13 protein-coding genes are annotated in these 14,318 nt (G+C 72.0%); 8 read left to right on the top strand and 5 right to left on the bottom strand.

Going from position 1 to position 14,318, the window contains the following annotated elements:
- The first annotated feature begins 387 nt into the window (after positions 1–387).
- The 3 genes from FLL47_RS13020 to FLL47_RS13030 all read left to right on the top strand — a co-directional run bounded on the left by FLL47_RS13020 (position 388) and on the right by FLL47_RS13030 (position 3,565).
- Positions 388–900, top strand: coding sequence for a methylated-DNA--[protein]-cysteine S-methyltransferase (locus FLL47_RS13020; protein ID WP_144120770.1), 513 nt, complete (start codon positions 388–390; stop codon positions 898–900).
- A 20-nt stretch (positions 901–920) separates the two neighbouring features.
- Positions 921–1,472 carry a phosphate-starvation-inducible PsiE family protein gene (locus tag FLL47_RS13025; protein WP_144120771.1) on the top strand — a complete coding sequence of 184 codons (552 nt, stop codon included), beginning with the start codon at positions 921–923 and terminating at the stop codon, positions 1,470–1,472.
- Between the two features lie 185 nt (positions 1,473–1,657).
- Positions 1,658–3,565: a sensor domain-containing diguanylate cyclase gene (locus FLL47_RS13030; RefSeq protein WP_144120772.1), complete on the top strand. Its 1,908-nt coding sequence runs from the start codon at positions 1,658–1,660 to the stop codon at positions 3,563–3,565.
- Between the two features lie 87 nt (positions 3,566–3,652).
- On the opposite strand, the gene FLL47_RS13035 is transcribed toward FLL47_RS13030, so the two are convergent.
- Positions 3,653–4,105, bottom strand: a complete 453-nt coding sequence (locus tag FLL47_RS13035) for a general stress protein (protein WP_144120842.1) — start codon at positions 4,103–4,105, stop codon at positions 3,653–3,655.
- Positions 4,106–4,362: 257 nt separating this feature from the next.
- Here FLL47_RS13035 and ykgO point away from each other — a divergent pair, with 257 nt between their 5' ends.
- On the top strand, positions 4,363–4,485 hold the full coding sequence (gene ykgO, locus FLL47_RS13040) for a type B 50S ribosomal protein L36 (protein ID WP_120315119.1): 123 nt from the start codon (positions 4,363–4,365) through the stop codon (positions 4,483–4,485).
- A 141-nt stretch (positions 4,486–4,626) separates the two neighbouring features.
- Positions 4,627–7,167, top strand: coding sequence for an excinuclease ABC subunit UvrA (gene uvrA / locus FLL47_RS13045; protein ID WP_144120773.1), 2,541 nt, complete (start codon positions 4,627–4,629; stop codon positions 7,165–7,167).
- 64 nt (positions 7,168–7,231) lie between these two features.
- On the opposite strand, the gene FLL47_RS13050 is transcribed toward uvrA, so the two are convergent.
- Complete coding sequence (locus tag FLL47_RS13050; RefSeq protein ID WP_246157865.1) at positions 7,232–8,128, bottom strand: hemerythrin domain-containing protein; 897 nt, start codon at positions 8,126–8,128, stop codon at positions 7,232–7,234.
- A gap of 195 nt (positions 8,129–8,323) precedes the next feature.
- Between FLL47_RS13050 and FLL47_RS13055 the strand changes: the two genes are divergently transcribed.
- From FLL47_RS13055 to FLL47_RS13065, 3 genes are all read left to right on the top strand, one after another.
- Complete coding sequence (locus tag FLL47_RS13055; RefSeq protein ID WP_144120774.1) at positions 8,324–8,593, top strand: GlsB/YeaQ/YmgE family stress response membrane protein; 270 nt, start codon at positions 8,324–8,326, stop codon at positions 8,591–8,593.
- Positions 8,594–8,679: 86 nt separating this feature from the next.
- Positions 8,680–9,150, top strand: coding sequence for a YdeI/OmpD-associated family protein (locus tag FLL47_RS13060; protein ID WP_246157867.1), 471 nt, complete (start codon positions 8,680–8,682; stop codon positions 9,148–9,150).
- 129 nt (positions 9,151–9,279) lie between these two features.
- Complete coding sequence (locus tag FLL47_RS13065) at positions 9,280–11,463, top strand: DUF7507 domain-containing protein (protein ID WP_144120775.1); 2,184 nt, start codon at positions 9,280–9,282, stop codon at positions 11,461–11,463.
- Positions 11,464–11,487: 24 nt separating this feature from the next.
- On the opposite strand, the gene FLL47_RS13070 is transcribed toward FLL47_RS13065, so the two are convergent.
- From FLL47_RS13070 to FLL47_RS13080, 3 genes are read right to left on the bottom strand one after another with little or no spacing between them, the layout of a single operon-like run.
- Entirely contained in the window at positions 11,488–12,759 is a 1,272-nt protein-coding gene (locus FLL47_RS13070; RefSeq protein WP_144120776.1) for a WD40 repeat domain-containing protein, read from the bottom strand.
- Between the two features lie 59 nt (positions 12,760–12,818).
- Positions 12,819–13,448 carry a cysteine hydrolase family protein gene (locus tag FLL47_RS13075; protein WP_144120777.1) on the bottom strand — a complete coding sequence of 210 codons (630 nt, stop codon included), beginning with the start codon at positions 13,446–13,448 and terminating at the stop codon, positions 12,819–12,821.
- Between the two features lie 14 nt (positions 13,449–13,462).
- Positions 13,463–14,224 (bottom strand): SDR family NAD(P)-dependent oxidoreductase, encoded by a 762-nt coding sequence (locus FLL47_RS13080; RefSeq protein ID WP_144120778.1) that lies wholly within the window; start codon positions 14,222–14,224, stop codon positions 13,463–13,465.
- Positions 14,225–14,318: the final 94 nt, after the last annotated feature.

The following is a 14,318-nucleotide window of genomic DNA, read 5'->3' on the forward strand; positions in this document are numbered from 1 at the left end:
GGCCCCCCCGCGCGCGGGGGGCCGGCCCCCCCCCCGGGGGGGGGCCCCCCCGCCCGCCCCCCCCACGGCGGGGCGTCACAGGTGCTCGACCCTGTTGAACGCCTGGATGAGGCGGGACACCGCGAGCTGCGGCCGCCCGCTGAGCGGGTCGTGCTCGGCATCCGAGGTGAGTTGCGCGGTCAGCGGCATGCCGGCTCCGGGGTCCTGGTGTCCGGCCCGACGCTGGCGCTGGTGATGGCGATGACCGGGCGGGAGGCATTCTGCGACGAGCTCGACGGGGATGGTGTCGCAATCCTGCGAGACCGCTGCCGGTTGCCGGTGAAATGATCGGCTGAGGCGACCGGGTCGTCGTAGCCGATCGGTGGATCGAGGCAGGGAGGGAAGGTCATGGGTGCGCGGCACACGCGGATCGACACGGGGCTCGGCGAGCTGACGTTCGTCGCGGACGGCGACGAGCTGATCGGGCTGTACTTCCCGGGCCACTGGTACCCGCCGAAGCCCGAGGCGATCGGCCCGTACGTCGACGCGGCCGGCGACCCGCTGTTCACCAGGACGGCCGACGAGCTCGCCGAGTATCTGGCCGGGCGGCGCACGTCGTTCGACGTGCCGGTCGCGCTGTACGGCGACGACTTCCAGCAGCGGGTGTGGGCGCTGCTGCGCGAGATCCCGCACGGCGAGACGACCACCTACGGCGCGCTCGCCACGGAACTGGGCAACCCGGCGCTGGCCCAGCGGGTGGGGCAGGCCGTGGGCCGCAACCCGGTCTCGGTGATCGTGCCGTGCCACCGGGTCGTGGGCAGCGACGGCAGGCTCACCGGGTTCGCCGGGGGCCTGGAGCGCAAGCAGCTCCTGCTCGAATTGGAGGAGCCGGCCGAGGTCAAGGCGGGCAGGTTGTTCTGACCAGGGCATATCCTGATCACGTGTCCGAATCGGTAGATGGACCTCCAGGAGCTGACAAAGCAGACGCCCCGGACCAGTCCTCGCCGTCGAAGCTCGCCGAGACCCTGGTCGACACCGGCGACGCCCAGCGGGCGGACAATCCCGCGCTGCGCCTGCTCTCCCGGATCGAGTGGGTGCTGCTGTACGGGACCGCGCTCGTGCTGCTGCTGGTCGGCGCGGTGGTGCTGGTGCTCACGGTGGCGGAGGCGTTCCGCGGCGACCTGGCGGTGCCCGACCGGCTGATCCTCGTCATCGAGGACCTGCTGCTCGTGCTCATCATCATGGAGATCTTCGTGACCGTGCTGGCCAGCCTGCGCGGGGCCCGGTTCATGCTGGAGCCGTTCCTGCTGGTCGCGGTCATCGCGGTGGTCCGGCACATCCTGTCCCTGGTGGTTCGGCTGTCCGCGATGCAGACCGAGGCTGAGGTTCGGACCCGGCTGGTGGAACTCGTCGTGGACGCCGGTGTGGTGGTGGCCCTGGTCGGGGCACTCGTCGTGAACCGGTGGTCGACCCGCAAGCACACCGACGATTGAGCCGAGGACGTTCCTCGCAGGAGCCTGACCGGGGCACGTGGGGCCGCGTAGCGTAGAGGACTGGCACATTCGATCGCCGGAGCAGGACGGCGGCCACGGTCGAAAGATCATCCGCGGCCCATGGGGCGTCACCCGGCGGATCCGTCGACCACGCGTGCACCGACGCGGGCGGTGGGGGGCTGCAGATGAACGGTTCCGTGCCGCGGCGGCACGGGGGTCGATCCTTCGATCCTGTTCTCGGCGCACTGGCGGCTGCGGCGCTCGCGTCGATCGCCGTGCTGCTGGCGACGCCCGTGCCTACGGGCGTGGTGGACGCGGTCCAGGCGGCGGTGTGGGTGCTTTTCGCCTGGCTGTGCAGGCAGGTCGTGGCCAAGCCGCGGTTGGCCCCGTCCGCGCGCCGCTTCTGGCGGTGCATCGCCGTCGGTGGCCTGGTCTTCGCGCTCGGCAACCTGGTCACCCTCTTCGGCGGATTCGGCCGCCCGCCGCGAAGTGAGAGCGCGGTCATCGTGTGGACCCTGCTCGTCGCCGTCGGGGTGGCGATCCTGGGCTGGGCCATGTTCGCCTTCCCCCTCGACCTGGCGTGCCGCGCACGGGCACGTCTGCGACTGGACGTGGCGGCGATCATGGTCGCGTTCGCCATGCTGGCCTGGCATCTGTGCGTGCCCGGAGGCACGCCGCCGCCGAACACCGCACGGCTCTATGTCACGGTGCTGGCTAGCGCCATGGCGCTGCTGGCCGTGTTCGGGGCGGTGAAGCTGCTGATCAGTGGCAGTGCGCCGTTCACTCCCGGGGCGGGAGTGGCCCTCGGGGCCGGTGTGGTGATCGGGTCGTGGTCGGTCCTGCATCTGCTCAACATGCACGCCTCCGACATCCGGCTGCTCAACGCGGCCCAATTGGCGGCGGCGCTGTTGTTCGCCGTGGCTGCACGGGTGCAGTACCTGCAGATGGCGGTCAAACCCAGCGGTCTGACCAAACGGCGGCGTCCGGCCTACAGCCGCCTGCCCTACGTCGCCGTCGCCGCGACCCAGGTCCTGCTCCTGGCGGAGATCTGGCGGGAAGGTCTGTCGTTCCGCAGCTGGGGGATGGTGATCGGCGCCGGCGCGGTCGTGACACTGGTTCTGTGCCGCCAGAACCTGGCCTTCGCCGACAACGCGCAGCTGCTGGACCGGCTGCGCCACCAGGAGAAGCGCTTCCGGTCCCTGGTCCAGCACGCCTCCGACCTCACCCTGCTCGTCGACGCCGACGGTTTGGTCCGCTATGCCAGTCCCGCGCTGCGCGACCTGCTCGGCGTCGATCCGCAGCAGGCCGTCGGCCGACCCCTGACCAGCATGTTGCGCCACGACGACGTGGCCGCCGTCGAGAAGCTGCTGGCGGACGTGATCGCCGACCCTGCGGGCAGCGTGCGCCGGCAGCTTCAGGCGCACCATGTCGACGGCTCGACACGCTGGGGCGAGGCCCTGGCCACCAACCGGCTCGAGGAGGCCGACGTCTCCGGGGTCATCATCAACATCCGCGACGTCACCGAGGCGAGGACGCTGCAGGACCTGCTGCGCCACCAGGCCACCCATGACGAGCTCACCGGGCTGCCCAACCGGGCACTGCTGAACGAGAAGGCCCGGCAGCTGCGGCGCGAGCCGGTGCGCCAGGAGGCCGTTCTGCTACTCGATCTCGACGATTTCAAGGCGGTCAACGACGAACTCGGTCACCCGGTGGGCGATCAGCTGCTGGTCGTCGTCGCCGATCGGCTGCGACGGTGCGTCCGGCCGACCGACACGGTGGCCCGCCTCGGCGGCGACGAATTCGTGGTGCTGCTGACGGGAACCACCGTCGAGGGCGCGGTCGCCACCGCCCGCCGCATCCTGAGCGCGCTGGCAGAGTCCGTGCTGATCGACGGTCATCAGCTGTCGGCACGGGCGAGCATCGGCATCGCCGTCGGCTCCGACGTGCAGTTCGACGCCCTGCTCCGGGATGCGGACATCGCGATGTACGAGGCGAAACGTGATGGTTCCGGGATTCAGGTACACGCTGCTCCGCGCGGCGTCGACGGCGTCCTGCCGGACGCCACGCCCAGCCGAGGGGTACCGATCAAGTGAGCGGCGGTCGACCCGCCGTGCCCGCGCCGCGTGCCGACAGGGCTCGCCGGTCGGCGGCGCCGGTGGGAGGACGCCGGGCGGAGCCCGTCAGCCTGCCGCGGTGGCGGGCGGCGTGGTGAGCCGGGCGAGCAGCTGCCGTGCCTGGTCGGCGTGCTCGGCGGTGACGCTGACGGCGTACTCACCCGCCTGCAGCGAGCGGCTGGACGTGAAGTCACGCTTGCCGCGGGACATGGCGTGCGCGATCGCGCCGAAGATCGCGCCCCAGATCGCGGCGATCACGACCGCGGTCAGCACGACGGCGAGCCAGTTCGTCGGCACGAAGATGCCGAAGAGCAGGCCGATGAACAGGCCGAACCAGGCGCCGCCGGCCGCGCCGTACAGGGTGGCCCGGCCGGTCGTCATGCGCCCGAGCACCTGCTCCACCATGCGCAGGTTGGTGCCGACGATGGCGGCGTGCTCGACGGGGAACTTGTTGTCGGACAGGAAGTCCACCGCGCGCTGCGCGTCGGCGTACTCCGGATAGGTGGCGACGGCGACCATGGCCCTGCTGGGGTCGACGGGTTGTACGGGCACCGGCTGTCCGGCGAAGCCGCCGGCTCCCGGCGCGGACGACGTGCTCATGATGCTCCCTTGGTAGGTCGTATCTGCTCAGCCCGATCATCGCGCGTCTCATCGCCGGGACATGGCGTTTTGCCGGGTTTGTCGGGGCGATCGCGCTGGCGATCGGGCTGAGCTGGGGGAATGCTGGTCGCATCGTGGTGGTTGTCGATGGCGCAACGAGAAAGGGCAGGTGTCAGATGAAGGTCAGAAGCTCGCTCCGCAGTCTCAAGAACCGGCCGAACTCGATCGTGGTGCGCCGCCATGGCGCCGTTTTCGTGATCAACAAGGCCGACCCGCGCCAGAAGACCCGCCAGGGCTGAGCGGCCGCGCGGTCGCGCAAGATCGGTCGACCTGCCAGGCACCTGGGCGTATGCGCGGTTCAGAAACGCACAGGTGCCTGGCAACTCCGATGATCTCGATATGCTCGGCGGGGAGCGATTCCGCCAGGTCGGGAGGCGAGCGTGCCCAGGACGCGGCAACCGAGCCCGTCGGCTCACGATCCGTTCATCCGGGTCCGCGGCGCCCGGGTGCACAATCTGCGCGACGTCGACGTGGACCTGCCGCGCGACGCTCTGGTCGCGTTCACCGGCATCTCCGGCTCCGGCAAGTCCTCACTCGCGTTCGCCACCATCTACGCCGAGGCCCAGCGGCGGTACTTCGAGTCGGTCGCGCCGTACGCCCGCCGCCTGCTCAACCAGCTGCCCGCACCGCAACTCAAGGAGATCACCGGGCTGCCGCCGGCGGTCGCGTTGCAGCAGCGCCGCGGCTCGGGCGGGGCCCGCTCGACGGTGGGGACACTGACCACCCTGTCGAACCTGCTGCGGCTGCTGCTGTCCCGCGCCGGCACCTACCCGTCCGGCACCGCGCAGCGGCTGGAGGCCGAGGCGTTCTCGCCGAACACCGCCGCCGGCGCCTGCCCGACCTGCCACGGCCTCGGCCGCACCCACGTGGTCTCCGAACGGCTCATGGTGCCCGACCCGAAGCTGAGTATCCGCGATGGCGCGGTCGCGGCCTGGCCCGGCGCGTGGCAGAGCGTCAACCTGCGCGACATCCTCGTCGCGCTCGGCGTCGACGTGGACCGGCCCTGGCACCGGCTGCCGAAGTCGCAGCGGGACTGGATCCTCTACACCGACGAGCAGCCGGTCGTCGAGGTGCACCCGCACCGCGACCGTGGCGAGGCGGTGTACAACGGCCGGTTCTGGAGCGCGCAGTCGCACATCATGCACACGCTGGCCAACTCCAAGAGCGAGCGCAATCGCGAACGCGCGCTGCGTTTCGTGACGGTCGGGCCGTGTCCCACCTGCGGCGGTACCGGGCTGCGACCGGAGGCGCTGGCGGTCACGTTCGCCGGGCGCACCATCGCCGAACTCGTCGCGCTGCCGCTGGCGGAGGTGGCCGAGGTGCTGCGGCCCACCGCGACACTGCCCGATCCCGAGCCGGCGTGGGAGTCCTCGCTGTCGGGGGAGCGCAGCGAGGTCGCGCGCACGCTCGCCGCCGACCTGTGCGAACGGATCGGAGTGCTGGTCGACCTCGGGCTCGGTTACCTGCAGCTCAACCGGCCCGCGCCGACGCTGTCGCCGGGCGAGGCGCAGCGGCTGCGGATCGCCACCCAGTTGCGCTCCGGACTGTTCGGTGTGGTGTACGTGCTCGACGAGCCGTCGGCCGGCCTGCATCCCGCCGACGCCGAGCCGCTCCTGCAGGTACTCGACCACTTGCGGGCCGCGGGCAACTCGGTCTTCGTCGTGGAGCACGACATGGACGTGGTACGCCGCGCGGACTGGCTCGTGGACGTCGGGCCCGGCGCGGGCGAGGCCGGTGGACGGATCGTCTACAGCGGACCGGTCGCCGGGCTGCGCGACGCCGCCGACTCGGCCACCCGCCCGTACCTGTTCCCCGGCGGCGCACGTCCGCGGCGGCGCGAACCACGGCAGCCCACGGGCTGGCTGCGGCTGCGCGGCGTCAACCGGCACAACCTGCGCGACCTGGACGCCGACCTGCCGCTGGGGGTGCTGACCGCGGTGACCGGGGTGTCCGGGTCAGGCAAGTCGACGCTGGTGACGCAGGTGCTGGCCGAGGTCGTCGCCCGCCACCTCGGCGTCGCGACGGCCGGGCCCGAGGACGACGAGGAAGCGGAGACGGCAGTCGCGCCGGTCGACGATCAGGACGTGCTGGCCGCCGACGTGCGCGGCCTGGAGCACTTCGACCGGCTGGTGCGCGTGGACCAGAAGCCGATCGGCCGCACCCCCCGGTCGAACCTCGCCACCTACACCGGCATGTTCGATGCCGTGCGCAAGGTCTTCGCGGGCACGGAACAGGCGCGGGCCCGCCGCTACGACCCCGGGCGGTTCTCGTTCAACGTGCCGGCCGGCCGCTGCCCGACGTGTCAGGGCGAAGGCTTCGTCACGGTGGAGCTGATCTTCCTGCCGGGCACCTACGCGACCTGTCCGGCCTGCCACGGCGCGCGCTACAACCCGGAGACGCTGGAGATCACGTACCGTGGCGCGACCATCGCCGACGTGCTGGCGATGACCGTCGAGCAGGCCGAGCGCTTCCTCGGCGACGTGCCCGCGGCGGCCCGCAGCCTGCGCACCCTGCACGAGGTCGGCCTCGGCTACCTGCGGCTCGGCCAGCCCGCCACCGAACTGTCCGGCGGCGAGGCGCAGCGCATCAAACTCGCCACCGAACTGCAGCGCGCCCACCGCGGGCACACCCTGTACCTGCTGGACGAGCCGACCACCGGCCTGCACCCCGCGGACGTCGAGTTGCTGATGGGCCAGTTGCAGGACCTGGTCGAGGCCGGGAACACGGTGCTCATCGTCGAGCACGACATGAGCGTGGTCGCGACCGCAGACTGGGTCGTCGATCTGGGGCCGGGCGGCGGCGACGCGGGCGGCCGGATCGTCGCGGCGGGCACCCCGGAGCGTGTCGCCGCGACCGACGGCCACACCGCCCGCTACCTGGCCCGCAGGTTGACGCCGCGTGGCGGGCGGCGGTCACCGTAGCCGGTCCGGGCACGCCGCGGCGCCCGCCGGTCAGGTGCACGGCGGGCGCTGCGGCCGGACCGGTTCACTTCACGGCATCGCGCAGCGCGTCGCGGACCCGGTCGGCGATGGCCGCCGGCGAGCCGTTCTGCGGGCCCGACGCGGGCATGTCCGCGTGCGGCCGGTTCGCGATCCGCTCGGCGGCGCGGGCCGCGGCGGCGAGGCCGATCAGCTGCTCGGTCGGCACGTTCTCACGCAGGTAGCCGAACTCCTCGTCCTCCTCGAGCTCGGCGTGCTCGACGACGGCGTCGCGCAGCTCGATCAGGCCGTCGTCGAACTGCGGATGGTCGACGCCCATCTCGTACAGCCGGGACAGGTCCTCGGTGGCCTGCTGCTCCTCCTGCAGCCGCGACTCGATCACGTCCTCGCCGTCGGGCACCCGCCGGGCGGCCAGCGGGTGTACCAGCTGCTGCTCGATGCTCTCGTGGAGCACCAGGAGGTGTTTCAGCTGCTGCCAGGCCGCCTGCTTCTGCTCGCCCTGCGCCCGTGCGATCTGCCCGAACAGCTGCTTGATCTGCTCGTGGTGGGCCAGCAACAGGTCGATCACGTCGTCGTTGCCGCTCTCCCAGGCAGTCTCGGCGGCGCGGCCGGAGCCGGCTTCGGTGCGCGGGCCCGCCGTGGCGTGGGCGGTCTTCTTGCCGGTGCCCCCGGCGGTCTTGTGGGTGGCCGCGCTGCTCGTCGTCGCGCCCGTGCTCTTCTTGCCGGTCGCGATGTTCGGTGAGGCAGTGCCCTGGTCGGAGCGCATGGTCTTGACCGCTGCCTTGACCAGGTCCTCCTTGCGCATGCCCGAGGTCCCGGTCACACCGTGGTCCTTGAGCCAGCCGCGGAGTTGGTTGACGGTCATCGTGTCTATGTCACCCGCCATGTCCGAGTGGTCCTGCCCCCGGGCTGCCGAACCGCTGCTGCTCGTGTGCTCCGCCATCGTGTCGTCCCTTCCTCTTCGACCCCCACCCCCGTGGCGCCACTGTCCATCCTGATGGAAACGGCATGGCCGCGGGCCGGGTTGGCGAACCTCGGTGCCACCGAGTGCGCTGAGCGGAGCAAGGTTTGACACGGCGGGGATCCGGGCAGCCAAGCGACGCGGAGCAACCCCGACTCACGCATTAAGGAGCACACCATGACCGTCGCCGGTATCATCTCGGCCATCATCGTCGGACTCGTCGTCGGCGCGCTCGGACGCCTGGTCGTGCCCGGTCGTCAGAGCCTGCCGATCTGGCTGACCATCGTGGTCGGCATCGTCGCGGCCATCATCGGCACCGCGATCGCGCAGGCCGTCGGCGTCGCCGTCACGGACGGCATCGACTGGATCGAACTCGTCTTCCAGGTCGGCCTGGCCGCCCTCGGCGTGGCGCTGCTCGCAGGCGTGCGCGGCCGCGGCACGGTGTGACCGCTACAGCGTGGCGCGGGCCCCGGACGATTCGTCGTCCGGGGCCCGCGCCGTGTCCGCCGTGGCAGGTGCGAGGATCGGATGCTGTGGAACCTGTTCGTTTCGATGCCGTGGTCGGCCCCGCCGCCCGGGCCGGAGTCATGGTCCCGGTGCCGTTCGATCCGGACGCCGTATGGGGAGTCAAGCCGCGCCACCACGTGGCCGGCACCGTCGGCGGTATGCGGGTGCGGGGAGTGGTCGAGGCGGTGGGGGACGGGTTCGGGTTCACGCTGGGCCCGGCGTGGCTGCGCGACTGCGGTGTCCAGGTCGGCGGGACGGTGGCGGTCGAGCTCGTGCCCGAGGGACCGCAGCGCGCGGACCTCGCCGAGGACGTGGCCGCGGCGCTCGACGCCCATCCGGGGGCGGGGGCGTTCTTCGACTCGCTGGCCCAGTTCTACCGCCGGGCGTATCTGCGCTGGATCGACGCCACCAAGCGCCGCCCGGAGCAGCGTCCGCTGCGGATCGCCGAGATGATCGAGCTACTCGAAGCGGGCCGCAAGGAACGACCGTCGGCATAGGGCCGGGCCGCGAAGCGGGCGGGGGTGCGTCCGCCCATACCAAAAGTAGTTGAGCCCTTACGCAAAGTAACCCTGGCGCGTTGATGAATTGGGTGACGCACCCAGATCAACCAGGACAGGGGGACACCGTTGTCTCGTAGACGCCTTCTCACCGCGCAGGTCGCGCTGGCCATGGCCGGCGGACTCGCGGTGGTCGCACCAGCGGCCGCGGCGGCCGCCGGCCCGTCAGGCCCGGCGCTCGTCAGCCCGCGGGCCGGAGCGGACCGGTCCGTGCCGGTACGCGGCCTGCCGCACGCGACGAACATCATCAGCAAGGGCGCGGGCACCACACGCGCCGTCGGCCGGGCGCTGTCGAACCAGGCGCTCGCGGCCAACCTGGCCATCACCAAGGCGGCGACGCCGGAAACGGTCCTCGCCGGTGAGGAGATCACCTACGCGATCTCCGTCACCAACAGCGGGGACACCAGGGCACGGGACGTCGTCGTCACCGACACCCTGCCCGCCGGCGTGGACTTCCTGGCCAGCTCGATACCGTGCGACGAGAGCCCCGGCACGCTGACCTGCCGGCTTGGCACGCTGGGAGCTCCCCAGACGGTCCAGTTCGTGGTCCAGGTCCGCGTCGACGCGAACTTCACCGGACTCGAGCTCGTCAACCTGGCGTCCGTCACCAGCCCGGACGACGATTCGTCCAGCAGCGCGACCACGACGACCAGGGTGGCCACCGCCGCCGACCTGTCGCTGACCAAGGTGTGCAAGCCCGACGAGCCCGCTCCGGCCGGCGCCGAGGGTTACTGCGACATCTACGTCGACAACCTGGGCCCGTCGGACGCCCAGAACGTGACACTGACCGACGTGCTCACCTCCGCGGCGCCGTTCCGGGTGTCCCGGGTGCGGGTGAGCCCGGGGACCTGCGCGGCGATCCCGACCGAGCCGACCCGTGACTTCACCCTCAACTGCACGCTGGGGACGATCGCGGCGGGGACGCGGGGTGTGGTGCGGGTCGTCGTGACCGCCGGGGACGTGACCCAGATCAACGACACCGCGACGGTACGCAGCACGACCGCCGACCCGGACAAGGGCAACAACAAGGCGACCGGTCGCGTCGACTTCCTCGGCTCGGCTGACCTGAGCCTGGTGAAGACCGGCGACACCACCGTCGACGCGGGCGGCACCCTCACCTACACCATTTCGGTGACCAACAACGGCCCGTCGACGGCTCGTGACGTGGTCGTGCGCGACACCATGCCCGCCGGGGTCGCCTTCGTCTCGGTGACGCCCGAGGTCGGCACGTGCACCCACGGCCAGCCCGACGGCGGCCGGCTGGAGTGCGGCCTGGGCAACCTGGCCAGCGACCCGAACGCGACCACGACCATCGAGGTCGTCGGCCGGGTCGCCGTGGACCTGGTGCCCGGCACGCGACTGTTCAACGACGCCATCGTGTCCAGCGCGACCGCCGACCCGGACAACGACGACGTCCGTGCCAGCGTCCCCACCGATGTCACCGCGTCGGCCGACCTGTCGGTGACCAAGGTCGACTCGCCGGACCCGGTGACGGCCGGCGAGCAGCTGAAGTACACGATCGTCGCCGCCAACGCCGGCCCGTCGAACGCGGAGAACGTCGTGCTGACGGACACGCTGCCCGCCGGCACGACGTTCGTGGAGAGCAGCGGCGACGCCGTATGCACCGCGGAGGAGCCGGGTGAGGTCGTCTGCACGCTCGGCACACTCGCGGTGGGCCCGGAGGGCCGGACGGTCAAGTTGACGGTGGCGGTCGGGGCGGACGTGCCGGACGGCACGACGCTGAGCAACTCGGTGACGGTGTCCTCGACGACCCCCGACCCGTTCGACACGAACAACACGGCCACGGCGGAGACCACGGTGGCGACCTCTGCGGACCTCGCGATCGAGGCCGCGGCGACGCAGACCTGGCAGGAGCAGAACGCGGTCACGTCCGGCGACAAGAAGGACAAGGACAAGGGCACCATCGTGCTGCTCACGCTGACGGTCCGCAACCTCGGCCCGTCGGACGCACAGAACATCACGGTGCTGGACACGCTGCCGCTGCGTCCGGACAAGGTCGGCGTGGAGTCGCTGCCGTCGGCCTGCACCTACGACTCGGGGCAGGACCACGTCGTGACCTGCACCGCCGAGAGCCTGGCGGCGGGCGGCACGCTCGAGTTCGCGATCAAGCTGAGGATCCGTGCCGAGGGCGAGCTCACCAACACCGCCACGGTGGCGAGCACGACCGAGGACCCGAACCCCGACAACAACACGAGCACCATCCGGTTCTTCGTCTGGAAGAAGAAGAACTGACGATCGGCTGACGCCTCCTGCCTTTCACCGATCCATGGCAGGAGGCGTCGGCCTCAACCCGTCGAGCAGCACCACGCCGACGGTGTCGCCGAGCACGGCGAGCATGTCCCCGGCGGGGGAGAAGCCGCCGACGGCCCCGGCGGGTTCGGTCCACAGGAGACTTCCCGCGGCGTCGAACAGCACCGCACCGCCGTCGTCGACGGCGAGCACCAGGGGTCCGTGCCCACCCCATACGCAGCGGGTGGACACCGCGGCGAGCGGCGACCGTCCGGACAGGTCCGGCGGCAGGCCCTCCGGCCGGACCAGGCGGCCGTCCACGACCCGGTCCCCGTCGAGCATGAGCAGCACCGCGGCCGGGGATTCGTCCGGGGCGGCGCCCGCGACGAGCAGCCCGGTGCCGTCCGGGGCGAAGGCCAGCGCGTTCACGGTCGACAGCCCCGTGTCGTGGTGGAACCTGACCGTGCCGGAGGCCGCGTCGCGTACGACGATCCCGCCCGCCTCGCCGCCGTGGGCCAGCGACCGGCCCGCGTGGTCGAGCGCCACCGGGCCGCAGGTGTCGACCGGCAGTTCGACGAGGACCTCGCCGGTCGCGGAGTCGATCACGCGCAGCCCGCGGGCCACGGAACCGGCCGCGACGCGACGGCCGTCCCCGCTGAACCCGATCCGGACCGTCATGCGGGCCATGTCGAAGGTGTCGACGGATTCCCGCACCGGGCCGAGGTCCAGCCGCCACAGCGCCTCGCCGCCGGGCGTCCGCCAGGCGTGCAGACGCCCCTCCACCGAAGCCACCGCGACCGAGCCGTCCGGGCTGAGCTGCACGTCCAGCGCCTCGTCGTGGAAGTGGCTGCCGTTGAGCAGCATCCGGCCGGGGACGTCCGGGCCGGTGCCCCACACCACGATGTCGCCGCCGCTGTGGTGCCACTCGGCCGCCGCGCACAGCACCAGCCAGGCCGGGTCCGGCGGGCATGCCACCGAGACGGCCCCCTCGCCGAAGTTGGCGAAGTCCTCGTCCTCGGCCGGCGACCGCGGGGTGCCGCCGCTCTGGACGTCGTCGAGATCGCCCAGCTCGCGCCAGGCGGCCGACCGGTGCCACGGCCGGTCCTGCCCGGCGCGCTGCTCGTCCCACCAGCTGTCGGGCATCGGCCTGTACCGTGCGGGCCAGTCGAGCAACCGAGGGAGCGCGGCGGCGAGGACGTCCGGATGCGCGCGTACGAGCAGCGGCACGGCGTCGGCCCAGGCCTCGGTCGAGGGCTCACCGGCCAGGATCCTGTCCAGGGTGGTCGCGCCGTCGTCCATGTGCCGCCTCCGCCGTCAGGCGCGCGGCCCGCTCTCGCCGCGCTGCGGCACGCACCGTATCAGCGGCGGGCCGCGTCGAGCGCCCGCAGGTATTCGTCGACGGTGAGGGTCGCGTGCGAGAACAGCGGATAGCGCGCGACCATGGCGTCGTATGCGGCCGGACCGGCATCGGACGCGGTGCCGTCGGGGATGGTCGTGACGTGGTAGCCGCGTTCCATCGCGCTGCGGGCCGTCGACTCGACGCACATGGTGCCGATCATCCCGGCGACGGCGAAGAACTCCACGCCGTGGTGGCGCAGCTGCGTGTCGAGGTCGGTGCTGGCGAACACGTCGATGTTCTTGTGCGGCGCGAGCGCGACCTCGCCGGGGCCCGGTGACAGCTCCGGGTGGAATTCGGCGCCCCAACTGCCGGCCTGGAAGAGCCGGTTGTCGAACATCTCGCGGTGGATCCCGGACAGGCGGCTCCAGCCGGCGTACTCCTCGTCGGTGTAGGACATCCCCGAGAAGAACACGGGCACGTCGCGGGCCCGGACACCGGCCAGCAGCCGGCGCAGGTTGTCGAAGGTGCCGATCCGGTCGAACTCGTCCCGGTACAGCGGATGGCCCTTGCCCTCGGGGTCGAACACCTCGTTCACGGTGTCGATCAGCAGTAGCCCGCAGCGTCCCGGTGCGTAGTCGTCGCCAGGCATGATCCCTCCCATGCTCAGATGAGTTCCAGGCCGCCGTCGACGGCCAGGATCTGTCCGGTGAGCCAGACCGCGGCGGGATCGGCCAGCCGCAGGATCCAGGTGGCGACCTCGTGCGGCTCGCCGCGCCGGCCGAGCGGGATGCGCTCGGCCTCCTGCTTCTTGATGTGGGCGAGCAGCTCGGGGGACAGGCCGGCCGCGCCGAGCGCCTCGCTCTCGGTGGGCCCGGGGGCGACCGCGTTGACGCGTACGCCCTCAGCGGCCAGCTCCAGCGCCCAGCTGCGGGTGAGCTGCTCGACGGCTGCTTTGGACGCGGCGTAGTGGGACGCACCGGGCAGCGGCCGCCGGCCGTAGGTGCTGGAGACGTTGACGATCGAGCCGCGGGTCTCGCGCAGGTGCGGCAGGCTGGCGCGGGCGAGCAGGCTGGGCGCGGTGACGTTGACCTCGAACAGGTCGGTGATGCGGTCCGCCGTGGCCTCCGCCAGCGGCATCAGCGCGGTGATGCCCGCATTGTTGACCAGCACGTCGATCCGTCCCCACCGCTCGACGGCGGCGGCCGCGACGGTGTCGGCCGCGTGTGGCGCCCGTACGTCGATCGCCAGCGGCACGACCGCGGGATGCCGCCGGGCGGTGTCTTCGAGGGCTTCGGCGCGGCGGCCCAGGCCCAGGACGTGGGCACCGTGTTCGGCGAACGCGAGCGCTGCGGCGCGCCCGATGCCCGAGCCCGCCCCGGTGACGATGACGACCCGGTCGGCGAAGGAGAGGTCGGTGGATGGCATTGCGGTCGGCTCCTTGCGGGGTGCTGTGGTGGCCGCCGGGGGGGGGGCGGGGGGAGCAGCGCCCGCACAGACCAGGGCCCCGCCCAAGCGGAGG

Source organism: Catellatospora sichuanensis, from assembly GCF_007483665.1.
GTDB lineage: Bacteria > Actinomycetota > Actinomycetes > Mycobacteriales > Micromonosporaceae > Catellatospora > Catellatospora sichuanensis.

Bases quoted from the DNA above. Each gene is read 5' to 3' on its own strand.
- FLL47_RS13075 (WP_144120777.1), bottom strand. From the start codon at position 13,448: ATGCCTGGCGACGACTACGCACCGGGACGCTGCGGGCTACTGCTGATC.
- FLL47_RS13080 (WP_144120778.1), bottom strand. From the start codon at position 14,224: ATGCCATCCACCGACCTCTCCTTCGCCGACCGGGTCGTCATCGTCACC.
- FLL47_RS13020 (WP_144120770.1), top strand. From the start codon at position 388: ATGGGTGCGCGGCACACGCGGATCGACACGGGGCTCGGCGAGCTGACG.
- FLL47_RS13055 (WP_144120774.1), top strand. From the start codon at position 8,324: ATGACCGTCGCCGGTATCATCTCGGCCATCATCGTCGGACTCGTCGTC.
- FLL47_RS13030 (WP_144120772.1), top strand. From the start codon at position 1,658: ATGAACGGTTCCGTGCCGCGGCGGCACGGGGGTCGATCCTTCGATCCT.
- FLL47_RS13035 (WP_144120842.1), bottom strand. From the start codon at position 4,105: ATGGTCGCCGTCGCCACCTATCCGGAGTACGCCGACGCGCAGCGCGCG.
- FLL47_RS13070 (WP_144120776.1), bottom strand. From the start codon at position 12,759: ATGGACGACGGCGCGACCACCCTGGACAGGATCCTGGCCGGTGAGCCC.
- FLL47_RS13050 (WP_246157865.1), bottom strand. From the start codon at position 8,128: ATGGCGGAGCACACGAGCAGCAGCGGTTCGGCAGCCCGGGGGCAGGAC.
- ykgO (WP_120315119.1), top strand. From the start codon at position 4,363: ATGAAGGTCAGAAGCTCGCTCCGCAGTCTCAAGAACCGGCCGAACTCG.